This window comes from Lactobacillus sp. UBA5813, assembly GCF_002417895.1.
Lineage (GTDB): Bacteria > Bacillota > Bacilli > Lactobacillales > Lactobacillaceae > Lactobacillus > Lactobacillus amylolyticus.
In genome coordinates, this window is the sequence record NZ_DICZ01000024.1 from 1 (window position 1) to 22,285 (window position 22,285).

At 38.4% G+C, this 22,285-nt stretch carries 39 protein-coding genes; 1 reads left to right on the forward strand and 38 read right to left on the reverse strand.

What is annotated here, in order from left to right; all coding sequences use genetic code 11:
* Window positions 1-169: 169 nt before the first annotated feature.
* From rpsI to rpsL, 38 genes are all read right to left on the reverse strand, one after another.
* A complete protein-coding gene (gene rpsI / locus B2008_RS04615) occupies window positions 170-565 on the reverse strand; it encodes a 30S ribosomal protein S9 (protein WP_006351901.1) in 396 nt (131 codons plus the stop codon).
* A gap of 11 nt (window positions 566-576) precedes the next feature.
* On the reverse strand, window positions 577-1,020 hold the full coding sequence (gene rplM, locus B2008_RS04620) for a 50S ribosomal protein L13 (protein WP_080881151.1): 444 nt from the start codon (window positions 1,018-1,020) through the stop codon (window positions 577-579).
* A 104-nt stretch (window positions 1,021-1,124) separates the two neighbouring features.
* The gene (gene truA / locus B2008_RS04625) at window positions 1,125-1,913 is read right to left on the reverse strand and encodes a tRNA pseudouridine(38-40) synthase TruA (RefSeq protein WP_281829227.1); all 789 of its coding nucleotides are present in this window, start codon (window positions 1,911-1,913) and stop codon (window positions 1,125-1,127) included.
* On the reverse strand, window positions 1,913-2,710 hold the full coding sequence (locus B2008_RS04630; RefSeq protein ID WP_281829228.1) for an energy-coupling factor transporter transmembrane component T family protein: 798 nt from the start codon (window positions 2,708-2,710) through the stop codon (window positions 1,913-1,915). Before B2008_RS04630 ends, truA begins: the two co-directional genes overlap by 1 nt.
* Before the next feature lie 4 nt (window positions 2,711-2,714).
* Window positions 2,715-3,560: an energy-coupling factor transporter ATPase gene (locus B2008_RS04635; RefSeq protein ID WP_281829229.1), complete on the reverse strand. Its 846-nt coding sequence runs from the start codon at window positions 3,558-3,560 to the stop codon at window positions 2,715-2,717.
* Complete coding sequence (locus B2008_RS04640) at window positions 3,536-4,384, reverse strand: energy-coupling factor transporter ATPase (protein ID WP_281829231.1); 849 nt, start codon at window positions 4,382-4,384, stop codon at window positions 3,536-3,538. The genes B2008_RS04635 and B2008_RS04640 overlap by 25 nt, the downstream gene beginning before the upstream one ends.
* Before the next feature lie 176 nt (window positions 4,385-4,560).
* Window positions 4,561-4,944, reverse strand: coding sequence for a 50S ribosomal protein L17 (gene rplQ, locus B2008_RS04645; protein WP_281829233.1), 384 nt, complete (start codon window positions 4,942-4,944; stop codon window positions 4,561-4,563).
* Between the two features lie 30 nt (window positions 4,945-4,974).
* On the reverse strand, window positions 4,975-5,913 hold the full coding sequence (locus B2008_RS04650) for a DNA-directed RNA polymerase subunit alpha (protein WP_281829235.1): 939 nt from the start codon (window positions 5,911-5,913) through the stop codon (window positions 4,975-4,977).
* 48 nt (window positions 5,914-5,961) lie between these two features.
* The gene (rpsK, locus tag B2008_RS04655; RefSeq protein WP_281829237.1) at window positions 5,962-6,345 is read right to left on the reverse strand and encodes a 30S ribosomal protein S11; all 384 of its coding nucleotides are present in this window, start codon (window positions 6,343-6,345) and stop codon (window positions 5,962-5,964) included.
* Between the two features lie 23 nt (window positions 6,346-6,368).
* Window positions 6,369-6,719 (reverse strand): 30S ribosomal protein S13, encoded by a 351-nt coding sequence (gene rpsM, locus B2008_RS04660; RefSeq protein WP_281829239.1) that lies wholly within the window; start codon window positions 6,717-6,719, stop codon window positions 6,369-6,371.
* 19 nt (window positions 6,720-6,738) lie between these two features.
* Window positions 6,739-6,855 (reverse strand): 50S ribosomal protein L36, encoded by a 117-nt coding sequence (gene rpmJ, locus B2008_RS04665; RefSeq protein WP_281829241.1) that lies wholly within the window; start codon window positions 6,853-6,855, stop codon window positions 6,739-6,741.
* A 14-nt stretch (window positions 6,856-6,869) separates the two neighbouring features.
* A complete protein-coding gene (gene infA / locus B2008_RS04670; RefSeq protein ID WP_002878178.1) occupies window positions 6,870-7,091 on the reverse strand; it encodes a translation initiation factor IF-1 in 222 nt (73 codons plus the stop codon).
* Between the two features lie 72 nt (window positions 7,092-7,163).
* Complete coding sequence (locus B2008_RS04675) at window positions 7,164-7,820, reverse strand: adenylate kinase (RefSeq protein ID WP_281829247.1); 657 nt, start codon at window positions 7,818-7,820, stop codon at window positions 7,164-7,166.
* 9 nt (window positions 7,821-7,829) lie between these two features.
* On the reverse strand, window positions 7,830-9,125 hold the full coding sequence (secY, locus tag B2008_RS04680) for a preprotein translocase subunit SecY (protein ID WP_281829248.1): 1,296 nt from the start codon (window positions 9,123-9,125) through the stop codon (window positions 7,830-7,832).
* Complete coding sequence (gene rplO, locus B2008_RS04685) at window positions 9,125-9,565, reverse strand: 50S ribosomal protein L15 (RefSeq protein WP_281829249.1); 441 nt, start codon at window positions 9,563-9,565, stop codon at window positions 9,125-9,127. Before rplO ends, secY begins: the two co-directional genes overlap by 1 nt.
* A 23-nt stretch (window positions 9,566-9,588) precedes the next feature.
* Window positions 9,589-9,774, reverse strand: coding sequence for a 50S ribosomal protein L30 (gene rpmD / locus B2008_RS04690; RefSeq protein WP_281829250.1), 186 nt, complete (start codon window positions 9,772-9,774; stop codon window positions 9,589-9,591).
* A gap of 14 nt (window positions 9,775-9,788) precedes the next feature.
* Complete coding sequence (gene rpsE, locus B2008_RS04695) at window positions 9,789-10,298, reverse strand: 30S ribosomal protein S5 (protein WP_281829252.1); 510 nt, start codon at window positions 10,296-10,298, stop codon at window positions 9,789-9,791.
* A 16-nt stretch (window positions 10,299-10,314) separates the two neighbouring features.
* Complete coding sequence (gene rplR, locus B2008_RS04700; RefSeq protein WP_281829253.1) at window positions 10,315-10,674, reverse strand: 50S ribosomal protein L18; 360 nt, start codon at window positions 10,672-10,674, stop codon at window positions 10,315-10,317.
* Between the two features lie 25 nt (window positions 10,675-10,699).
* A complete protein-coding gene (gene rplF, locus B2008_RS04705; protein WP_281829255.1) occupies window positions 10,700-11,230 on the reverse strand; it encodes a 50S ribosomal protein L6 in 531 nt (176 codons plus the stop codon).
* 24 nt (window positions 11,231-11,254) lie between these two features.
* On the reverse strand, window positions 11,255-11,653 hold the full coding sequence (rpsH, locus tag B2008_RS04710) for a 30S ribosomal protein S8 (RefSeq protein WP_080881142.1): 399 nt from the start codon (window positions 11,651-11,653) through the stop codon (window positions 11,255-11,257).
* 24 nt (window positions 11,654-11,677) lie between these two features.
* Window positions 11,678-11,863 carry a type Z 30S ribosomal protein S14 gene (locus tag B2008_RS04715; RefSeq protein WP_006351920.1) on the reverse strand — a complete coding sequence of 62 codons (186 nt, stop codon included), beginning with the start codon at window positions 11,861-11,863 and terminating at the stop codon, window positions 11,678-11,680.
* 12 nt (window positions 11,864-11,875) lie between these two features.
* Window positions 11,876-12,418, reverse strand: a complete 543-nt coding sequence (gene rplE, locus B2008_RS04720) for a 50S ribosomal protein L5 (RefSeq protein WP_006351921.1) — start codon at window positions 12,416-12,418, stop codon at window positions 11,876-11,878.
* 14 nt (window positions 12,419-12,432) lie between these two features.
* Window positions 12,433-12,666 (reverse strand): 50S ribosomal protein L24, encoded by a 234-nt coding sequence (rplX, locus tag B2008_RS04725; protein ID WP_281829259.1) that lies wholly within the window; start codon window positions 12,664-12,666, stop codon window positions 12,433-12,435.
* Between the two features lie 19 nt (window positions 12,667-12,685).
* Complete coding sequence (gene rplN / locus B2008_RS04730; RefSeq protein ID WP_281829261.1) at window positions 12,686-13,054, reverse strand: 50S ribosomal protein L14; 369 nt, start codon at window positions 13,052-13,054, stop codon at window positions 12,686-12,688.
* Between the two features lie 33 nt (window positions 13,055-13,087).
* Window positions 13,088-13,354 carry a 30S ribosomal protein S17 gene (gene rpsQ, locus B2008_RS04735; protein ID WP_006351924.1) on the reverse strand — a complete coding sequence of 89 codons (267 nt, stop codon included), beginning with the start codon at window positions 13,352-13,354 and terminating at the stop codon, window positions 13,088-13,090.
* An 18-nt stretch (window positions 13,355-13,372) separates the two neighbouring features.
* The gene (gene rpmC, locus B2008_RS04740) at window positions 13,373-13,570 is read right to left on the reverse strand and encodes a 50S ribosomal protein L29 (RefSeq protein ID WP_025080093.1); all 198 of its coding nucleotides are present in this window, start codon (window positions 13,568-13,570) and stop codon (window positions 13,373-13,375) included.
* A complete protein-coding gene (gene rplP, locus B2008_RS04745) occupies window positions 13,560-14,000 on the reverse strand; it encodes a 50S ribosomal protein L16 (RefSeq protein WP_281829263.1) in 441 nt (146 codons plus the stop codon). The genes rpmC and rplP overlap by 11 nt, the downstream gene beginning before the upstream one ends.
* The gene (gene rpsC, locus B2008_RS04750) at window positions 14,000-14,671 is read right to left on the reverse strand and encodes a 30S ribosomal protein S3 (RefSeq protein ID WP_281829265.1); all 672 of its coding nucleotides are present in this window, start codon (window positions 14,669-14,671) and stop codon (window positions 14,000-14,002) included. Before rpsC ends, rplP begins: the two co-directional genes overlap by 1 nt.
* Window positions 14,672-14,684: 13 nt before the next feature.
* Window positions 14,685-15,038, reverse strand: a complete 354-nt coding sequence (rplV, locus tag B2008_RS04755) for a 50S ribosomal protein L22 (RefSeq protein WP_281829266.1) — start codon at window positions 15,036-15,038, stop codon at window positions 14,685-14,687.
* Between the two features lie 19 nt (window positions 15,039-15,057).
* Entirely contained in the window at window positions 15,058-15,342 is a 285-nt protein-coding gene (gene rpsS, locus B2008_RS04760) for a 30S ribosomal protein S19 (RefSeq protein WP_006351928.1), read from the reverse strand.
* An 18-nt stretch (window positions 15,343-15,360) separates the two neighbouring features.
* Window positions 15,361-16,197: a 50S ribosomal protein L2 gene (gene rplB / locus B2008_RS04765; protein ID WP_281829268.1), complete on the reverse strand. Its 837-nt coding sequence runs from the start codon at window positions 16,195-16,197 to the stop codon at window positions 15,361-15,363.
* Window positions 16,198-16,212: 15 nt separating this feature from the next.
* Window positions 16,213-16,515 (reverse strand): 50S ribosomal protein L23, encoded by a 303-nt coding sequence (gene rplW / locus B2008_RS04770; RefSeq protein WP_281829270.1) that lies wholly within the window; start codon window positions 16,513-16,515, stop codon window positions 16,213-16,215.
* On the reverse strand, window positions 16,515-17,132 hold the full coding sequence (rplD, locus tag B2008_RS04775) for a 50S ribosomal protein L4 (protein ID WP_281829272.1): 618 nt from the start codon (window positions 17,130-17,132) through the stop codon (window positions 16,515-16,517). Before rplD ends, rplW begins: the two co-directional genes overlap by 1 nt.
* A 14-nt stretch (window positions 17,133-17,146) precedes the next feature.
* The gene (gene rplC / locus B2008_RS04780) at window positions 17,147-17,785 is read right to left on the reverse strand and encodes a 50S ribosomal protein L3 (RefSeq protein ID WP_006351932.1); all 639 of its coding nucleotides are present in this window, start codon (window positions 17,783-17,785) and stop codon (window positions 17,147-17,149) included.
* A gap of 23 nt (window positions 17,786-17,808) precedes the next feature.
* Window positions 17,809-18,117 carry a 30S ribosomal protein S10 gene (gene rpsJ, locus B2008_RS04785; RefSeq protein WP_281829276.1) on the reverse strand — a complete coding sequence of 103 codons (309 nt, stop codon included), beginning with the start codon at window positions 18,115-18,117 and terminating at the stop codon, window positions 17,809-17,811.
* Between the two features lie 277 nt (window positions 18,118-18,394).
* Window positions 18,395-20,488 carry an elongation factor G gene (fusA, locus tag B2008_RS04790; protein ID WP_281829277.1) on the reverse strand — a complete coding sequence of 698 codons (2,094 nt, stop codon included), beginning with the start codon at window positions 20,486-20,488 and terminating at the stop codon, window positions 18,395-18,397.
* 38 nt (window positions 20,489-20,526) lie between these two features.
* Window positions 20,527-20,997, reverse strand: a complete 471-nt coding sequence (gene rpsG / locus B2008_RS04795) for a 30S ribosomal protein S7 (RefSeq protein WP_281829278.1) — start codon at window positions 20,995-20,997, stop codon at window positions 20,527-20,529.
* 15 nt (window positions 20,998-21,012) lie between these two features.
* On the reverse strand, window positions 21,013-21,420 hold the full coding sequence (gene rpsL / locus B2008_RS04800) for a 30S ribosomal protein S12 (RefSeq protein WP_281829279.1): 408 nt from the start codon (window positions 21,418-21,420) through the stop codon (window positions 21,013-21,015).
* Between the two features lie 173 nt (window positions 21,421-21,593).
* Between rpsL and B2008_RS04805 the strand changes: the two genes are divergently transcribed.
* Window positions 21,594-22,265: a prepilin peptidase gene (locus B2008_RS04805; protein WP_281829280.1), complete on the forward strand. Its 672-nt coding sequence runs from the start codon at window positions 21,594-21,596 to the stop codon at window positions 22,263-22,265.
* Window positions 22,266-22,285: the final 20 nt, after the last annotated feature.

A 22,285-nucleotide genomic window follows, 5' to 3' on the forward strand; every position in this document is an offset into this window, starting at 1 on the left:
TAGGGTGTTTGACAAAGAGCCAAAATATTTTTTGGAATTAATGCCAGAAAAAAAGCACTCGCAAGATGCGAATGCCTTAAATCTATTGGCTTCCCTATAGTATTGTGACCATAGGTGACCATTTGAAGTCTCGAAAACGTTGATATAACAACATTTCTGATAGTAAATATTAACGCTTTGAGAATTGTGAAGCTTTACGGGCTTTCTTCAAACCTGGCTTCTTTCTTTCCTTCATTCTTGGGTCACGTGTTAAGAAACCGGCCTTCTTTAATGGTGAACGAAAATCTGGGTCAACATCAAGAAGTGCACGAGCGATACCCAAACGGATAGCTCCAGCTTGACCTGAGAAACCACCACCGTTAACGTTAACGTGAATGTCATATTGACCGTCAGTTTCAGTCAAAGTCAATGGTTGCTTCAAGTCCTTAACTAAGTTAGGGAATGGGATGTATTCATTAACTTCTTTGCCGTTAACAGTGATCTTACCATTACCTGGTACTAAACGAACACGCGCAACTGAATCTTTGCGGCGACCAGTACCGATGTATGCAGCTTGTTGTGCCATTATTTAACCTCCTAGATTAATTTGTTAATATCTAACTTTTCAGGCTTTTGTGCTTCATGCTTGTGATCTTCACCAGCATAAACGTGCATCTTCATGAATTCTTGGTGACCAAGAGTATTCTTTGGAAGCATGCCTTTAACTGAGATTTCAACCATCTTAACAGGATTGTTGGCAAGCAACTCGCCGTATGAAGTAGCTCTTAAGCCGCCACGCCATTCTGAGTGGTGGTAGTAAATCTTGTCAGTAGCCTTTTTACCAGTCAATCTAATCTTTGAAGCGTTGATAATAATTACATTATCACCGGTATCAACATTAGGTGTATATTGAGGCTTGTTCTTACCTCTCAAAATAGTGGCAACAGCAGTTGAAAGACGACCTAAAGATACGTCAGTTGCATCGATAATATACCACTTACGTTCAATTTCACTAGATTTTGCTAATGGTGTAGTACGCAATTTAAATTCCTCCGTTTACTTGCAGTTTGAAAACAATAAGTTTCCGGGGCCTATAGTGGACAAACATACTATACTAGAGTACGTCCTTTTTATAAAAATGTCAATTATAAAAGTAGATCTTGCCGGTATTTATCTGGCAATTTGTCATAAAAGACATGGTATAAATATAGCCCACTTGCCGGTGCGGTTTGAGTCACTTGCAAACGATCTTTTGCCTTAATTATTCTAGGAAAATCATGTACCGGACGTTTTCCGCTTCCAATTTCCAATAAAGTTGCTACTAAAATTCGGACCATATTATATAAGAAGCCAGAGCATATAAAATCAAAAACAAGTTCATTTTGCGCTTCATTTTTTTCAACATTGACATAGTACATGGTACGAACTTTATTTTTTATTTGACCTCCACTCGCTGCAAAGCTTGTAAAATCATGTTTACCTAGTAGATCCTTAGCAGCTTCTTTCATCTTTGAGACATCGATTGGATAAGGATAATGACCTGTATAAAATCTTTTAAATGGATTCACGAAATGATCCAAACTCATCCGATAGCGATACCATTTGCCTTTAATACTATATCGAACATGAAAATCAGGACTGGCGATTTCACATTCTTTAAAAATAATATCCATTGGCATCATTGAGTTCAATGCCAAAATCATCTTTTCTGCTGGAATTCTATTTCCCGGGTAATCAAATTGAATGACCTGACCCATCGCATGAACACCCGCATCAGTTCTACCGGATCCTTCAACTATTACTCGTTTGCCTTTAGTCATTTTCTTTAAAGCTTCTTCAACTGTACCTTGAACAGTTCTTTGATTTGGCTGAACCTGAAAGCCATGAAAAAGATGACCATCATACGCCATCAGAATTTTATATCTTGTACTCATTAATGTGTCCTAAATATGATTAATAAAGCAGTCAAGCTTACCAAATAAAACAGGTTTACTAAATCAACCTTACCCCATCTTAAAACGCGATAGTGACTTCTGCCCTTACTACCACGATAGCCTCTGGCCTCCATTGCTGTAGAAAGATCTACCGCGATCTCTAATGAACTAATAAATAATGGAACCAACAATGGTGCAATTGCTTTTGATCTTTTAATTAAACCACCATCATTAAAGTCTGCTCCACGTGACCTCTGAGCATTCATAATTTTCAAAGTTTGGTCAAAAAGGGTTGGAACAAAACGTAAAGCAATCGACATTACCAAAGCAATTTTATCTACCGGAACTCTTATTAATTTTAACGGTTTTAAAATCCATTCCATTGCATCAGCTATTTCCAATGGCATTGTAGTCACTGTCATCACTGTGGAAATTAAAATGATTAAAGTAAATCGAATAAAGATAAAAATAGCATTAGCAATTCCAAAACTTGACAGAGTGAATATCCACCATTTCCAATAGATCGTTCCGCCAGTAGTAAAGAATAATTGCAAAACCGATGTAAAGAAGATTAACCAGATTAATGGCTTAACTCCGTCCCAAAATACTTTAGCCTTAAGTTTTGTTGCTGCTACAGCTAATATTGCAAATAAGGCAATAATACCGTATGTAAGCCAATTATTAGCGAGAAAAATAATAAAAATGAAGAGAATAGCCACGAGCAATTTCCCTCGTGGATCCATCTTATAAATAATGGAATCTCCAGGAATATATCGTCCAATAATTATTTTACTCAAAGACTCACCTCTTCAAATTTATTAAGATTCCTTTGACTAAATCATCCATAGTTAAAGGTTGTTTTTCAAATTGATAATTACTTAATTGTTTAGCAAAAGCTGTTGCACTTGGCTCATCAAGCGAATGCCGATGGGCCCATTTTTCATCAGCAAAGATATTAGCTGGAATATCATGCTTAATTAGCTTGCCTTTTTCAATTACCAAAACGTCATCGGCATAATTAACAACATCATCCATGTTATGAGTGACCAAAATCACAGTATGGCCAGAATTTTTATAATCTAAAAACAAATCCATCATTTGCTTTCGAGCACGAGGATCCAATCCTGCATCTGGTTCATCCAAGCAAAGAACGTCAGGTTGATACGCCATGACCCCAGCAATTGCCACTCTCCTCATTTGTCCACCAGATAAATCGAAAGGAGAACGATCCGCTATGTCTTCAGATAAGCCGACTTTCTTTAACCATTTTAATGCTAAAGCCTTAGCATCATCTTCGCTATAGCCAAAATTTTTCGGTCCAAAAGCAATATCATTTAAAACCGTAGTTTCAAATAATTGAGCTTCAGGAAATTGAAATACTAAACTAACATGACGCCGTAAATCTTTTAAATTTTTATTTCCAGTTTCAGGTGTGATTTCTTTACCAGCAATTTCAATCTTTCCGGCACTAGGTTTCAATAAAGCATTAAAATGTTGCATCAAAGTAGATTTTCCACTACCAGTATGACCAACAATTGCGACAAAACTCTTCTCTTTTAAAGTAAAGCTTACCTGGTCTAAGCCTTTTTTCTCTAATGGTGTATTAGGTGAAAATATGTAACTTACATTTTCGAATTTAATTGACATAGTATTTCGACCAACTTCTCTTGCGAATCGACGTTCTCTGGAATTTCTATCCCGGCCTTTATTAGCTTTTTGATAAGTTTAAAAATAAATGGTTCCTCTAAACCTATACTATCTATTAGCTTTTCGTTTTCGAAAACATCCTTTGGCGTACCCTGTGCAATCACCTTTCCGTCATTCAAAATTAAAACATGATCAGCCAACATAATTTCATTAATATCATGTGTAATAGAAATGACAGTTAAATCATTTTTGTCCTTCATCTTTTTAACTAACGAAATGATTTCGTCATGTCCTCTAGGATCAAGCATCGAAGTCGCTTCGTCTAAAATTAAAATTTTAGGCTTAACGGCAAGTATACCAGCAATTGCGACTCTTTGCTTCTGACCTCCTGATAAGTTGCTTGGCTCAGCAGTTTTATAGTCTGACATGCCTACCTCTTGAATGGCTTTATCGACAATACTTAACATTTGTTCACGCGGTACTCCACGATTTTCTAGTCCAAAAGCAACATCTTCGGCGACAGTGGCACCAACAAATTGATTATCAGGATTCTGAAAAACGATCCCCACTTTATTTCTTATTTTCCACAAATTTTGTTCATTAAGAGGATCGCCATCAACAATAATTGAATCTGCATCATTTTCGTCAGACCATAAAAGTCCATTTATTAGTCTAGTAATTGTTGATTTGCCACTTCCATTATCACCTAATATGGTAAACCATTCACCTTTCTTAACATTAAAACTAATATCCTGTACAGCAGGTACCTTAGATTCACTATAAGTAAATGAGACATGATTTAAAGAAATTATATTTTCGGACATATATTCACCGCCAAACTACTTATTATCCTACCAAAAAGAGCAAAAAAAATCATCCATGAAGAGGGATGATTTAATCATCTAAGCTAGACTAAGCTTTCGCCATCATCTTTGCGCTTATTCTCACTTTCATGGATAATTCTTAATAGCTATTAAGTTAGATTATTTTGAATTAAATATTAAACCAATTCAAGAATAACCATTGGAGCAGCGTCACCCTTACGAGCTAAAGCTAACTTCATAATTCTGGTGTAACCACCATTACGGTCTTTGTAACGAGGTGCAATATCAGAGAAGAGCTTTTGCAATGCTGATTTAACAACAACTGCATCTTTTTCTTCGTGAATATCAGCAACTTCATCTCTTACAAAAGCAACAGCTTTTCTTCTTGATGCTAAATCACCGCACTTACCCAAAGTAATCATTTTTTCAGCAGTCTTACGGATTTCTTTAGCACGAGATTCAGTAGTAACAATGCGTTCGTTAATGAACAATTGAGTAGTCATTTCTCTAAGCATTGCTTTTCTATGTGCACTATCGCGACCTAACTTACGGTATGCCATTAGTTTGCCTCCTTTATTTGCTTACTTAAGTTAATCTTCTTGACGAAGTGAGAGTCCTAAGTCAGCTAATTTGTTCTTAACTTCTTCCAATGATTTACGTCCTAAATTACGTACACGCAACATATCTGCTTCAGTTTTATCTGTTAACTCTTGCAAAGTATTAATACCTGCACGCTTTAAGCAGTTGTAAGAACGAACAGAAAGATCAAGCTCTTCAATAGTCATTTCAAGCTTCTTTTCTTTCTTGTTATCTTCCTTTTCCACCATTACTTCGCTGAACTTGTTATCTGCATCTGCAGATTCGAATACCTTAAAGTGTTCTACAAGAATCTTTGCAGCGAAGCTAAGGGCGTCATTAGGGTTGATTGAACCGTCTGTCCAAATCTCAAAAGTGAGCTTGTCAAAATCGTCTTTCTTACCAACGCGAGTTGATTCAACTTGGTAATTTACCTTCTTAATTGGTGAGAAAAGAGAATCAACTGGAATAACACCAATTGGCATGTCTTCACTCTTATTGTCACTTGCAGCTACATAACCGCGACCATTCTTAACCGCAATTTGCATGTGCAAGTGTCCACCTTCAGCAATGGTACAAATGTATTGATCTGGATTCAAAACTTCTACGTCTGAATCAACTTTAAGATCATCAGCAGTTACAGTGGCTGGACCTTCAACATCCAATTCAATAACCTTTTGTTCATCTGAATTTGACTTTAATTCAAGTTTCTTCAAATTCAAGATAATCTTAGTTACATCTTCTCTAACGCCAGGAACTGTTGAGAACTCGTGTAAAACGCCGTCAATTTGAACATAAACAAGCCCTGTACCAGGAATAGAAGTGAGTAATACTCTGCGAAGAGAATTACCTAATGTTGTACCAAAGCCTCGTTCTAGTGGTTCAACAACAAACTTACCGTAAGAATCTTCTTGCTCAACAACGGTAATATTTGGTTTTTCAAATTCAATCATTACTAGGCCCCTTTCAAAACGTAACGTCCTTGAGCATTAAGGACAAAATTAAACACGACGACGTTTTGGTGGTCTAGAACCATTGTGGGGAACTGGCGTAACGTCACGAATTGCAGTAATTTCAAGACCAGTTGCTTGAAGTGATCTAATTGCAGATTCACGACCAGCACCAGGACCTTTAACAGAAACTTCTACATGTTTCATGCCTTGGTCCATTGCACTCTTAGCTGCTGCTTCGGCTGCCATTTGAGCTGCGAATGGGGTTGACTTACGACTACCCTTAAAGCCCAATGCACCAGCTGAAGACCAAGCAACTGCATTACCTTGAACGTCAGTAATCATGACTAAAGTATTATTAAACGTAGACTGAATGTGAGCAACGCCGCTTTCGACATGCTTCTTCACACGACGCTTACGTGCTGTTTTAGGCATCAATAAACCTCCTTATAAATATATTAACGGTTTCTCTTAGTACCCTTACGAGTACGAGCATTGTTCTTAGTATTTTGACCACGAACTGGAAGTCCACGACGGTGACGAATACCACGGTAAGAACCGATATCAACTAAACGTTTGATGTTCATACTTACTTCACGACGTAAGTCACCTTCAACACGGTATTTGTCGACTTCTGAACGAAGCTTTTCTTGATCTTCTGGAGTTAAATCCTTTGAACGGATATCTTCTGAAACACCAGCATCTTTACAAATCTTCTTAGCAGTTGGTTCACCAATACCATAAATGTAAGTCAATGCGACTACAACTCGTTTATCTCTTGGTATGTCAACACCAGCAATACGTGCCATAAATTGCACCTCCTATTTTTTAACCTTGACGTTGCTTGTGTTTTGGATTTGCAGGGCAAATAACCATAACACAGCCATGTCTCTTAATAACTTTACAATGTTCACACATTGGTTTAACAGATGGTCTAACCTTCATGTTTACCTCCGTTATTACTTAATAAACCGATACGTAATTCTACCTTTTGTTAAATCATATGGAGAAAGCTCAACAGTCACACGGTCTCCAGGCAAAATGCGAATATAGTGCATTCTAATCTTGCCTGAAACGTGTGCTAAAATAGTTGCTCCATTTTCCAATTCAACTTTAAACATAGCATTAGGTAAGGTATCAACTACCTTACCTTCTACTTCAATGACATCATCTTTTGCCAAAGTTGTTCCTCCGCAATTAAACAGTCATACTTTGAAATTATAACACGGAATTCTAAATATACAAGCTTTGTCTTACTTGTTGTTACTTAAGACCGCATCAATATCTTCAAAGACTTTATCTGGAGTTTGCTTTCCGTTAATTACAGTCAACAAACCTTTTTCTTGATAAAAGTCTTTTAATGGTGCATTCATCTTTTCGTTAACTTCAAGACGATTCTTAACAACTTCTGGTTTGTCATCTTCACGTTGATAAAATTCATGACTACCACAACGATCACATGTACCTTCAACCTTAGGCATCTTTGAGATCTTATTATAAGTAGCTCCACAATTTTTACACATAAAGCGTGCTGATAAACGTTTTACCAAAGTATCTTCATCAACATCTAATGCAATAACATTAGTTAATGGTTTATTTAAACGTTTAGTGATACCAACGAGCATTTCTGCTTGTTCAGTAGTTCTTGGAAAACCGTCTAAGATATAACCTTCTTTAATATCTGGTTGACTTAAACGTTCCTCAACTAATTTAGCAGTAACCTCGTCAGGTACTAAATTACCTTTGTCGATATAGCTCTTAGCTTCAAGGCCAACTTTTGTTTTGTTAGCAATAGCTTCCCTAAACATATCCCCAGTTGAGATATGAGTTAAGTGATATTTATCAACAATTTGTTCTGATGCTGTACCTTTACCAGCACCTGGCAAACCTAAAAGAATTAAGTTAATCATATTTCCGTCCTATCTGATGAATCCGAAATATTCTCTCTTCATTAACAAACCGTTAATTTGACGAGATAATTCTAAGACAACCCCAATTACAATTAACAAACTAGTTCCGCCTAAACCAATAGAACTTGGTAAGCCCCAGAAGTTAGTTGCTAATTGTGGTATAAGTGCTACTAAACCTAAGAAAATTGAACCAACTGTGGATAATCTCATTAAAAGTTTAGAAACATAATCTTGTGTATCTTTACCAGGCCATACACTTGGGATGTAAGCCCCTTGTTTTTGTAAGTTTTCTGCTAGCTTTTCAGGATTTACCTGAACAAAAGCATAGAAGAATGTAAATAGAATAATCAAAATCGTGTAAATGACAACACCTGGAGTAGTTTGTAAACTGAAAATGTTAGTCAACACTTGATACCATTGCTGGTCACCTTGACTTTTTTGAAAGACCATTAAAACAGTTGCCGGTGTAATAATAAATGAACTGGCAAAGATAACTGGAATAACTCCAGAAACGTTAACCTTCAATGGTAGAAAACTTTCAGATCCACTGATTGTCGCTCTTCTTGTGTATTGAATAGGAATACGACGATCAGCTTGTTCAACCCAGGTAACAAGTTGCGTTACGATAAGGATTGCAACGATAACCCCGATGAAGAACAAAATACCTTGCCAACGATCACTAGCACTATTATTAACGATTTCTTCATTATATATTTGCCACATTCCTGATGGAAGTCTTGCTATAATACCAGCAAAAATAATTACTGAAATACCATTTCCTAAACCTTTGTCAGTGATTTCATCACCAAGCCAATTTAGAAGCATCGTTCCACTAGTCATGATAATGGCAATTTCTAAATAAGTTTGCCAAGTTTGATTCTTGACTAAACCCATTTGTGTTAAGGCGTTAAAACCTAACGTAATACCAAGACTTTGAACAAAGGCAACTACCAATGTTAAATATCTGGTAACCTGATTAGTTTTACGTCTACCTACTTCACCTTGCTTCCCCCATTCAACTAAAGTTGGCACAATATCCATTTGAAGCAATTGGATAACAATTTGTGCCGTAATGTAAGGAGAAACACCGAGTGAAAATATTGAATAATTATCAAGTCCACCACCGGAAACAGTATCCAGCATTGGAACCAAACCAGTTTGTGCAACCTGAGTGATCGCTTTTGCATTAACACCTGGAACGGTAATGTTAGCACAGATCCGATAAAGCAAAAGAATAAAGAGAGTAAACCAAATTTTGTTTCTGATTTCTTTATCCTTAAAGGCGTTCTTCAAGGTTGAAAACATTAGATCACCTCAACAGTTCCGCCAGCAGCTTCAACTGCCTTCTTAGCAGCTGCGGAAACCTTGTTAACCTTTACAGTTAATTTAACTTTTAATTCACCGTTACCAAGTAACTTAACACCTGAAAGTTCTTTCTTTACAAGACCATTTTCTTTCAAACTTTCAACAGTTACTTCGCTACCATCTTTAAACTTGTTTAAGTCATCTAAATTAATAATTGCGTATTCTTTACAGTTGATGTTCTTGAAACCACGCTTAGGCATAGTTCTGAACAATGGCATTTGACCACCTTCAAAACCTAAACGAGTATGACCGCCTTGACGAGCCAATTGACCTTTTTGACCACGACCAGAAGTCTTACCGTAACCACTTGAAGTACCACGACCTACACGTTTTCTTGCACGACGTGAGCCTTCTGCTGAATGTAATTCATGAAGCTTCATTTATTTGGCACCTCCTTGATTCTTTATTTATTAATCTCTTCAACAGAGATTAAGTGAGCAATTTTCAATAATGCACCACGAGTAGCAGCGTTGTCTGGAAGAACAACAGTACTGCTTACGCGACCTAAACCAAGAGCCTTAACGACTTTCTTTTGACTAGGAATGCGGTGCGCAACACTTCTAATTAAAGTAACTTTAAAATCAGTCATCTATTAACCTCTCCCTAATCTTCGTTCTTGATTTGGCGAAGTTTTTCAACTTCTTCACTAGTTCTAAGTTTCTTCAAGCCATCAATAGTTGCACGAACAACATTGATTGGAGTGTTTGAACCCAAAGACTTTGAAGTAACATCAGCGATACCAGCCATATCCATAACGATACGTACGGCACCACCGGCAGCTACTCCGGAACCAGCTTCGGCAGGCTTCAATAAAATGTTACCTGAACCATAGTGACCAATTACTTCGTGAGGAATAGTAGTACCAACCTTAGGTACATTGATCATTTTCTTCTTGCCGTCTTCTACAGCCTTACGGATTGCTTCTGGGACTTCTTGAGCCTTACCAGTACCGAAACCTACACGGCCTTTCTTGTCACCAACGACAACAAGGGCAGCAAATCTCATTCTACGTCCACCTTTTACAACCTTAGTAATACGGTTGACAGCGACTAATTGATCTTCGATATCGTCCTTGTTTCTGCGATTGTTACGAGAATCGTTGCGGTTTGCCATGTGTTAATTCTCCTTCCTAGAAATCTAATCCGTTTTCACGAGCGGCGTCTGCCAATGCTGAAATACGGCCGTGGTATAAGTAACCACTTCTATCAAATACGACATTTGTAATATTCTTAGCTTTTGCTGCTTCGGCAATAGCCTTACCAACAGCTGCAGCTTGTTCTACTTTGCTTGAATCTGTGGAAACAGACTTGTCCAAAGTTGAGGCACTTGCTAGCGTGACACCCGCTACGTCATCAATTAATTGAGCGTAGATGTTTTTGTTTGAACGAAAGATACTTAAGCGTGGGCGCTCAGCAGTACCAGAAATCTTTCCACGAATACGTTTACGACGCTTTAAGCGTAACTTGTTTTTATCTGGTTTAGAAATCACAATTTCACCTCAAAATAACTACTTATTACTTACCAGTCTTACCTTCCTTGCGACGTACGTATTCGTCAGTGTAACGAATACCTTTGCCCTTATAAGGTTCAGGTGGACGTACGGCACGGACTTCAGCTGCAAATTGACCAACGTTTTGCTTTGAAATACCATCAATTTCAACGTCAGTTGCTGAAGGAGTCTTAACATTAACGCCTTCTGGAGCAGTTAAAACAACTGGATGTGAGTAACCAACATTTAAAGTAATCTTGTTGCCTTGTGCTTGTGCACGGTAACCAACACCGATTAACTTCAATGTCTTCTTGTAACCATCAACAACACCTTCGATCATTGAGGCTAAGTTTGCTCTTTCAGTACCGTGAAGGGCTTTGTCGTTTTCATTTGAACGACTAAAGCTGATTTCAACGTCTTTTTGTTCAAACTTAATCTTTGGATCAAAGTATCTGGTTAATTCACCCTTAGGTCCCTTAACAGTAATATTGTTGCCTTCTTTGGTAACAGTGACACTGTCGGGTACTTCAATAGTCTTTAAACCAATACGGCTCATTGAATTTTCTCCTTTCTGTCAGAATTACCAAACGTAAGCGATAACTTCGCCGCCAACGCCCTTTTGTCTAGCTTCTTTATCGGTAATAACACCTGCAGAAGTAGAAACGATGGCAATACCTAAACCGTTAAGAACCTTAGGTAATTCTTCAGCACCAACATAGTTTCTAAGACCTGGCTTAGAAATACGCTTCAAGCCTGAAATTACGCGTTCACCGTTTGGACCATACTTCAAGAAAATCTTGATAACGCCTTGCTTGTTGTCATCAGTTACTTCGTAATCACGAATGAAACCTTCGCGCTTCAAAATTTCCGAAATTGACTTTTTAATGTTTGATGCAGGAATTTCAACTGAATCGTGCTTTGCCATGTTGGCATTTCTGATTCTAGTCAAGTAATCTGCGATCGGATCTGTCATGACCATTTATGCTATCCTCCTAACCGTATACTACCAACTAGCCTTTTTAAGACCAGGAATTTGACCTTTGTGTGCTAATTCCTTTAAGCAAATACGGCATAAACCGAACTTGCGGTATACGGAATGTGGACGACCACATCTCTCACAACGTGTGTATTCACGTGTAGAGAACTTAGCAGGACGATGATTTCTGATTTTTTGTGATGTTTTAGCCATTAATGTCCTCCATTACTTTGTAAAAGGCATACCAAATTGACCTAAAAGTTCACGAGCTTCTTCATCAGTGTTGGCAGTAGTAACAATAACAATGTCCAAACCTCTAGTACGATTTACCTTATCGAAATCGATTTCTGGGAAGATCAATTGTTCTTTAATACCCAAAGTGTAGTTACCACGACCGTCGAATGAACGAGCTGAAACACCGCGGAAGTCACGAACACGTGGAAGAGAAACATTGATCAACTTGTATAAGAAATCGTACATTCTATCGCCTCTAAGAGTAACCTTAGCACCGATAGACATACCTTCACGCAAACGGAAGTTAGCGATTGATTTCTTGGCTTTGGTGATCAATGGCTTTTGGCCAGAAATTAATGTTAATTCTTCAACAGCTTCATCCAAATTCTTTGCGTTTGAAACTGCGTCACCAACACCCATGTTTAAAACGATCTTTTCGATCTTTGGTACTTGCATAACTGACTTGTAATTAAACTTGTCTTCTAATGCAGGCATAACTTTTTCTTTGTATTCTTGTGCTAAATAACTTGCCATTTGTGTCCTCCCTTCTACTTATTATCTGCCTTAGAAATAACCTTAACGTTTGATGCGTGAATTGAACCTTCTGATTCAACTACACCTCCGTTAGCGTTATTTTGTGAAGGCTTTTGGTGTTTCTTAATCTTGTTAACGCCCTTAACAACTACACGGTTCTTCTTAGCGTTAACAGAAAGAACAGTACCTTCTTTACCTTTATCTTTTCCGGCAATAACTTTTACCTTGTAACCAGTTTTAACAAACATCAGTGCACCTCACTAACAATTATAAGACTTCAGGAGCAAGTGAGACGATCTTCATAAAGTCGTCTTCACGTAACTCACGTGCAACTGGCCCAAAGATACGAGTACCACGTGGGCTCTTATCTGCATTAATAATTACGGCTGCATTTTCGTCGAACTTGATGTATGAACCATCTACACGACGTGCGCCTGACTTTGTTCTAACAATGACTGCTTTTACGACGTCACCCTTTTTGACAACGCCACCTGGTGTTGCTTGTTTAACAGTAGCTACAACGATGTCACCAATATTACCAGTCTTACGCTTTGAACCACCTAAGACTCTGATGACTAAAAGTTCTCTGGCACCAGAGTTATCAGCAACCTTTAAACGAGATTCATTTTGAATCACTGTGAAATCCTCCCTTCAGTAAATCCGTAAAAATTAAACAGATTTCTTAACAATCTTAACTAAACGGAAGCGCTTTGTGCGAGATAATGGACGGGTTTCCATGATACGAACAGTATCTCCAACTTTAGCTTCATTATTTTCGTCTTGTGCGTAAAACTTCTTTGAATACTTAAAACGCTTTTTATAAACTGGGTGATTCTTGTAAGTGTCAACAACTACAGTAATAGTTTTGTCCATCTTATCAGAAACAACGCGTCCTTGGTATACGTGACGACGATTTCTTTCGTTTGCTTCGCTCAAGTTAATAGCTCCCTTCCATTAATTTTGTTCTAATGCTTTTTCGCTAAGAATAGTCTTAATTCTAGCGATGTTTTTACGGACTTTGCTCAAGCGAGCGGTATTTTCTAATTGACCCGTTGCTTGTTGGAAACGCAAGTTAAAGAGTTCTTCTTTATATTGCTTTTCCTTTTCTAACATTTGATCAGTGGTTAATGATCTGATATCTTTAGCCTTCATTAGAATTGCCACCTACTTCCGAACTCTTAGTCACAAACTTAGTTTTGATTGGTAACTTAGTAGAAGCAAGTCTCAAAGCTTCACGAGCTACTTCTTCTGATACGCCACCAATTTCAAATAAAATCTTTTCTCTCTTTACTACAGCTACCCAACCTGCTGGTGCACCTTTACCAGAACCCATACGTACACCAACACCTTTAGCAGTGTATGGCTTTTGAGGGAAAATTCTAATCCAAACTTTACCGCCACGCTTCATGTAACGTGTCATAGCAACACGGGCAGCTTCGATTTGACGGTTAGTAATCCAGTGAGATTCAAGGGCTACCAAACCATATTCACCAAAGGCAATGTACTTACCACCTTTAGCAGCACCACGCATCTTACCACGGAATTCACGACGGTGTTTTACTCGCTTAGGTACTAATGGCATTACTTGTTTCCTCCCTTCGCTGGCTTAGATGACTTGTTCTTACGAGTTGGTAAGATTTCGCCACGATTAATCCAAACTTGGACACCAATTTCACCGTAAGTAGTGAAGGCGTTAACCCAAGCATAATCAATATCAGCTCTTAATGTTTGTAGTGGAACACGGCCTTCAGTATGCCATTCTCTTCTAGCCATGTCAGCACCATTCAAACGACCAGAAATTTGAATTCTAGTACCCTTAGCACCAGCACGCATAGTTCTTTGTGAAGCTTGACGCATAGCACGTCTGAATGCAACACGAGCTTCCAATTGACGGGCAATACTGTCTGCTACTAATTCAGCATCAAGATCTGGCTTCTTAATTTCAATAATGTTGATGTGTACTTGTTTTCTAGTTAAAGCATTTAATTCTTTTCTTAAAGCTTCAACTTCAGAACCACCTTTACCAATTACCATACCTGGTTTTGAAGTGTGGATTGAAATATTGATTCTGTTAGCTGCACGTTCAATTTCAACAGTAGAAACAGAGGAATCCTTCAATTTGTCTGAAATATATTTTCTAATACGAAGGTCTTCGTTTAAAGTTTCTTTGTATCCTCTGTCAGCATACCATTTTGATTCCCAACCACGGATGACACCGAGACGAAAACCATTTGGGTTAATCTTTTGACCCATTAATATACCTCCCTTAATCGTTCTTTTCTGAAACTACAACAACTACGTGACTAGTTCTCTTGTTAATTGGAGAAGCCATACCCTTAGCACGTGGACGGAATCTCTTCAAAGTTGCGCCTTCATTTACGTAAGCTTCTGATACGTAAAGGTTAGCACTTTCAAGATCGTAGTTGTGTTCTGCGTTAGCAATAGCTGAACGTAAAACTTTTTCAACGATTGGGGAAGCAGCTCTAGGCGTAAATTCCAAGATTGCTAATGCTTCAGCAACGCTCTTACCACGAATTAAGTCAATAACCAAACGTGCTTTTCTTGGAGCGATGCGAATAGTTCTTGCTTCAGCCTTAGCTAAACTAATTTGTTCTGCCATTTAGATGTTTCTCCTTCCTCTAAGCTTGTGCTGTGGCCTTGTCATCGGCGATCTTGTGTCCATGGAAAGTTCTTGTTGGAACAAATTCACCTAATTTATGACCAACCATGTCTTCAGTAATATAAACTGGAACATGTTTTCTACCATCGTAAACAGCTATAGTCAAACCTACAAAGGAAGGAAAAATAGTTGAACGACGTGACCAAGTCTTAATAACTTGCTTCTTATCAGCGTTTTGTTGTGCATCAACTTTCTTTAATAATGATGCGTCAGCAAAAGGACCTTTTTTAATACTACGGCTCATTAATTAACCCTCCTTCTATTACTTGCTACCTTTACGGTGACGAATAATTAACTTCTCGCTAGACTTCTTGGCGTTTCTAGTCTTGATACCACGAGCCTTCTTGCCCCATGGAGTCATAGGTTGTGGACGACCAACAGGAGCCTTACCTTCACCACCACCATGTGGGTGGTCGTTAGGGTTCATTACGGAACCACGTGATTGTGGACGCTTGCCTAACCAACGCTTACGACCAGCTTTACCTAATTGAATTAATGAGTGCTGTTCGTTACCAACTACACCAATAGTTGCACGACATTCAGATAAGATCTTGCGAACTTCACCACTTTGTAATCTAACCAAAGTGTAAGAACCATCAAAACCTAATACTTGAGCAGAAGCACCGGCACTTCTTACAAGTTGACCACCCTTACCTGGTCTTAATTCAATGTTGTGAATGTTTATACCAGTAGGAATGTTCTTAAGTGCTAAAGCGTTACCTGGCTTGATATCTACTTCTTCACCAGATTCAACAATATCGCCAACCTTTAAGCCTTTAGGAGCTAAAATGTAAGCTTTAATACCGTCAGTGTAATGAAGCAAAGCAATGTTAGCAGTTCTGTTTGGATCATATTCGATAGCCTTTACAACTGCCTTTGCGTTGTCCTTGTTACGCTTGAAGTCGATGATACGGTATTTTTGTTTGTGACCACCACCACGGTGTCTAATTGTGATATGACCGTTTGAGTTACGACCTGCTGTCTTAGATTGTGATTCAAGCAAGGTACGTTCTGGCTTGCTCTTAGTAATTTCAGCAAAGTCAGAAGAAGTCATATTACGGCGACCATTTGTGGTTGGCTTGTAAATCTTAATAGCCAATTGACTGACCTCCTATTACTTGTCTTCTTTGTTTTCGTCTTGGAAAACTTTAATGTCATTTGAATCGTCAGTTAAAGTAACGATTGCCTTTCTACGACGAGCTGTCTTACCGAAGTAACGACCAACTCTCTTGTCTTTGCCGCGAACGTTCATAATGTTTACGCTCTTAACTTTAACATCAAAGATTTTTTCAACAGCGTTACGAACTTGAGTTTTGGTTGCAGTTAAAAGCACGTCGAAAGTGTACTTCTTATCATCCATTAAGTTCGTTGACTTTTCAGTAATGACAGGTCTTAAAATGATATCGTGTGCGTTCATTAAGCCAAAACCTCCTCAATCTTCTTTACAGCATCTTGAGTCAAGATTAACTTGTCGTAGTTAACAGCATCTTCAACATTTAAGCCATTAACTGGAACAACCTTAACCTTTGGCAAGTTTTTAGCAGAAAGTTGTACGTTCTTGTCGTCAGAAACAACTAATACCTTGCCTTCTACCTTTAAGCTGTCTAACATTGACACAAATTCTTTAGTCTTAGGTGCTGACATAGTCAACTTATCTAAAACGATCAAATTCTTATCAATCAACTTTTGGGAAAGAACTGACTTGATAGCCAAACGACGTTGTTTTCTTGGCATTGAATATGCGTAAGAACGTGGAGTAGGGCCAAATACCGTACCACCACCGCGCCATTGTGGAGATCTGATAGAACCTTGACGAGCACGACCAGTACCCTTTTGTCTCCAAGGCTTCTTACCACCGCCGCGAACAGCAGATCTATTCTTAACCTTTGAAGTACCTTGACGTTGACCAGCTCTTTGTCTGATGATTGCTTCAAAGACTACGCTTTCGTTAGGTTCGATACCAAAAACTTTATCGTTTAAGGTAACTTCACCAGAATCTTTACCGTTTTGATCGATAACTTTTAAATTAGCCATTCTAGTCCTCCTTCCTACTTAGCAGCGTCTGTAACTTTAGATGCAGTCTTAACTACGATTAATGAATTCTTAGCACCAGGTACGTTGCCTTTGATCATTAATACGTTCTTGTCTGCAACAACTTTTTCGATTACTAAATTTTCAATGGTAACTTTCTTAACGCCCATGTGACCTGGCAAGTGCTTGCCCTTTGGTACACGGTTAATGATTGAACCCATTGAACCAGGAATTCTGTGATATCTTGATCCGTGAGTTTCTGGACCTCTGGATTGACCCCAACGCTTAATGTTACCTTGGTATCCATGACCTCTTGTAGTACCAGTAACGTCTACGACGTCACCTTCCTTGAATGTATCCACAGTAACTTCTGAGCCAACTTCATAGTTCTTAAGCTCAACACCGCGGATTTCCCGAATGAAGCGCTTAGGTGAAGTCTTTGCCTTTGCAGCATGACCTTTTTCTGGTTTGTTGCTCAAAACTTCACGCTTGTCTTGGTAACCTAATTGAACAGCATCGTAACCGTCTGATTCAACAGTCTTAACTTGCATAACAACGTTAGGAGTTGCTTCAACAACAGTTACTGGAACTAAGGCACCATCTTTAGTGAAGATTTGAGTCATACCAACTTTTCTTCCTAAGATTCCTTTGGTCATGATTACACCTCTTTCTATGTAAATTATAATTTGATTTCGATGTCTACGCCGCTTGGAAGATCAAGCTTCATTAATGAATCAACAGTCTTTGGTGTCGGATTCAAAATATCGATTAAACGTTTGTGAGTGCGCGTTTCGAATTGTTCACGTGAATCCTTGTTCTTGTGTGGTGAACGAAGAACAGTGAACAAAGTTCTTTCAGTTGGAAGAGGAACTGGACCTGAGATTTCTGCACCAGTTCTCTTTGCACTAGCTACAATCTTAGCAGCTGATTCATCGAGAATACCATGTTCGTAAGACTTAAGTCTAATACGAATTGTTTGACTTGCCATTTAATTACCTCCTTAACGTCTTCTTTAAAAGATGACTAGCTCGGCAAAAATTCCCTGCACACCACTGTGGCAATGCAACCTGGCGTGCCGCAACCTTTTGCGTCAACGCTTTACAACAATTTTGAGCATCAGAGCATAATAAGCCCTTAAATGCACAACGACTATTGTACTTGGTATGGCCTTAAATATCAAGGGTTTCACCGATGTTTCTCAATATTTTTTACAAAAAAAAAGCTATCCAAAACTGGATAACTCTTTTTTCTAAAATTATTAAAAATTATTCAGCATCTCCGCCGCGCTTTTTAATAATTTCTTCTTGAATTGACTTGGGACATGGTGAGTAGTGATCAAACACCATAGTGAAAGTACCACGACCTTGAGTTGATGAACGCAAAGTAGTTGCGTAACCAAACATTTCAGAAAGTGGAACCATAGCATTCAATACCTTAGCACCTGAACGGTCGTCCATACCATCCATCGTACCACGACGAGCGGTAATTGAACCCATTACATCACCTAAGTATTCTTCTGGTGTAATGACTTGAACCTTCATAATTGGTTCAAGAACTACGGCACCAGCCTTAGGAGCAGCATTCTTCAATGCAAGAGAAGCAGCAACCTTGAAGGCAGCTTCTGATGAGTCGACTTCGTGGTAACTACCATCGTAAAGCTTAGCCTTAATGTCAATTAATGGGTAACCTGCAAGAACACCATTCTTCATAGCTTCTTGTAAACCTTGGTCAACTGCAGGGATAAATTCACGAGGAACAACACCACCAACAATGGCATCTTCGAATTCGTAGCCTTTACCTTCTTCATTAGGAGTAAAGTCAATCCAAACGTCACCGTATTGACCTTTACCACCAGATTGACGAACGAACTTACCTTGAGCCTTAGCTTCCTTGGTGAAGGTTTCACGGTAAGCTACTTGTGGTTCACCGATTTCAGCTTCAACGTGGAATTCACGCTTCATACGTTCAACCATGATTTGAAGGTGAAGTTCACCCATACCAGCGATCAAAGTTTGACCAGTTTCTGGGTTAGTTTCAGCCTTAAAGGTTGGGTCTTCTTCAGTAAGCTTTTGCAAAGCAACATCCATCTTATCACGGTCAGCCTTTGACTTAGGTTCAATTGAAACTTGGATAACTGGATCTGGAACTTTCAAACTTTCCAAAATAAGTGGACGATCTGGATCAGTTAAAGAGTCACCAGTAGTGGTGTTCTTCAAACCGATAGCACCGGCAATATCACCTGAGAATACTTCTGGAATTTCCTTACGTTCGTTAGCGTGCATTTGAAGCAAACGACCTACACGTTCACGAGTATCCTTAGAAGCATTCAATACGTAAGAACCTGATTGAAGTGAACCAGTGTAAACACGGATGAAAGTTAAACGTCCAACGAATGGGTCTGAAGCAATCTTAAATGCTAAAGCAGCAAATGGTTCGCTGTCGTTAGCCTTAAGTTCAACTTCTTTACCAGTCTTAGGATCATGAGCAACATAAGGCTTAACGTCTAATGGTGATGGTAAGTAATCTACAACACCATCAAGCATCATTTGAACACCCTTGTTCTTGAAGGCTGAACCAGCAAATACTGGGAAGAACTTCAAGTCAATGGTTGCTTTACGGATAGCTGCCTTAATTTCATCGTTTGAAATTTCCTCACCGTTTAAGTATTTTTCCATGATGCCATCGTCAACATCAGCAACAGCTTCAATTAACTTTTCACGACGAGCTTGTGCTTTTTCCTTGTATTCATCAGGAACTGGAACAGTATCCCACTTTGAACCAAGCTTGTCTTCGTCGTAGATATCAGCAACCATGTTGATTAAGTCGATAACACCTTCAAAAGTTTCAGCAGAACCAATTGGCATTTGAACAGCATGTGCATTTGCGTTTAAACGTTTATGCAAAGATTCAACTGACTTATCAAAGTCAGCACCGATCTTATCCATCTTGTTAACAAAAACAATACGAGGAACACCATAAGTTTCAGCTTGACGCCATACGTTTTCAGTCTGTGGTTCAACACCGGCCTGGGCATCCAAAACAGTTACGGCACCATCCAAAACACGAAGTGAACGTTCTACTTCGATAGTGAAGTCAACGTGCCCTGGGGTATCGATAATGTTAATTCTGTGACCTTTCCATTGAGCAGTAGTGGCTGCTGATGTAATAGTAATACCACGTTCCTTTTCTTCATCCATCCAGTCCATTTGTGTATCACCTTCGTGAGTTTCACCAATTTTGTGGATCTTACCAGTGTAGTAAAGGATGCGTTCAGTAGTGGTAGTCTTACCCGCATCGATGTGGGCCATGATACCAATATTACGTGTCTTTTCTAATGGAAATTCACGCTTGTTAGCCATAAATAATTTCTCTCCTTAAAATAAAACGAATGAGCAGATTAGAAGCGGTAGTGTGCAAATGCACGGTTAGCTTCAGCCATACGGTGAACGTCTTCACGCTTCTTAACAGCTGAACCAGTGTTGTTAGAAGCATCAATAATTTCGTTAGCTAAACATTCATCCATAGTGTGTTCGTTACGTAAACGAGCGTATGAAACAAGCCATCTTAAGCCCAAAGTAGTTCTTCTTTCTGGACGAACTTCAACTGGGATTTGATAGTTGGAACCACCGATACGACGAGCTCTAACTTCCAAAACTGGCATAACATTATTCATTGCTTCTTCAAAGACATCAAGTGGTTCCTTACCAGTCTTATCCTTAACAATATTGAAAGCATCGTAAAGGATTGATGATGCCTTAGCTCTCTTACCATCAACCATTAAGTGGTTAATTAACTTAGTAACAAGCTTTGAGTTGTAAACTGGATCTGCTAAAATATCTCTTTTAGTTACGTGACCTTTTCTAGGCATTATTTAAACCTCCCTTTAATCTTTCTTAGTACCGTACTTAGAACGACCTTGCTTTCTGCCATCAACACCAGCAGTATCAAGGGCACCACGAACAATATGGTAACGAACACCAGGAAGGTCCTTTACACGACCACCACGGATTAATACAACTGAGTGTTCTTGCAAGTTGTGGCCTTCACCTGGAATGTAAGCAGTAACTTCAATCAAGTTTGAAAGACGTACACGAGCGTACTTACGCAAAGCTGAGTTAGGTTTCTTAGGTGTCATAGTACCAACACGAGTTGCAACACCACGCATTTGTGGAGCTGGGTTGAATACTAATTCCTTCTTCATACTGTTATAACCGTAGTTCAAAGCTGGTGACTTTGACTTAGTCGTCTTTGAATGACGGCCTTTTCTTACCAATTGGTTAATGGTTGGCATTAAAATTTCCTCCTAAAATAACATTTTTTGTTCACACATCCGGGAGTTTCTTTTTTGGCTCACGGACAATCTGTTCAAAACATACAAGCATTATTGTACTACCTTTTAAACAGAAAGCAAACTATTTCGGTAAATTATCTTTATTTTACGTATTTAATAATTGGAGGGATTTTATGCTAATTAATTATTTTGTTAATTTTTTTATTGGAAGCTGTTTAGCCTCACATGCATGTGTCATCTACGATCGTTTTGACCAAGGCGATTTTTTATGGGGACATTCGCATTGCTACTTTTGCTTACAACCCTTGGCACTGACTGATGAGTTGCCAATAATCTCATTTTTAATCCTTAAAGGAAAATGTCGTTTTTGTCATGAAAAAATTTCTTGGACACTTCTTTTGTTTGAAATTTTAGGTGGTTGTGCCTTTCTTCCAATTGATTTTTCTAATATTAAAAGCTTTTCGACAGGAATCTTTATCTTTTTTGTCCTATTAATTGCCATTTTTGATTTTAACGATAAAGAATTCCCTACAATTTTTTTGTTACCACTTTTTATTGTTACTTTAACCAAGGCTAACTTTTGGCATTACTTTAATCTTCTTCAATTTTTACCAATTGCTAGCCTATTAATCCTCTACGTTTATAAGAAAAAGCTAGGCAGCGGTGACCTTTACCTTTATCTATCAATTGCCTTCTTCTTTAATCCGCAATTTGCTAATGAAGTTTTTCTAATTGCATCCATTCTTGTTATTCTTTCTTATTTATTTGAAAAACATCAGAGCTACTCATCTAGTTTTGCATTTATTCCTTATATTTTTACGGCCTTAATAATTAAAAATTTTTAGACAAAAAAAGCTTCCATCAT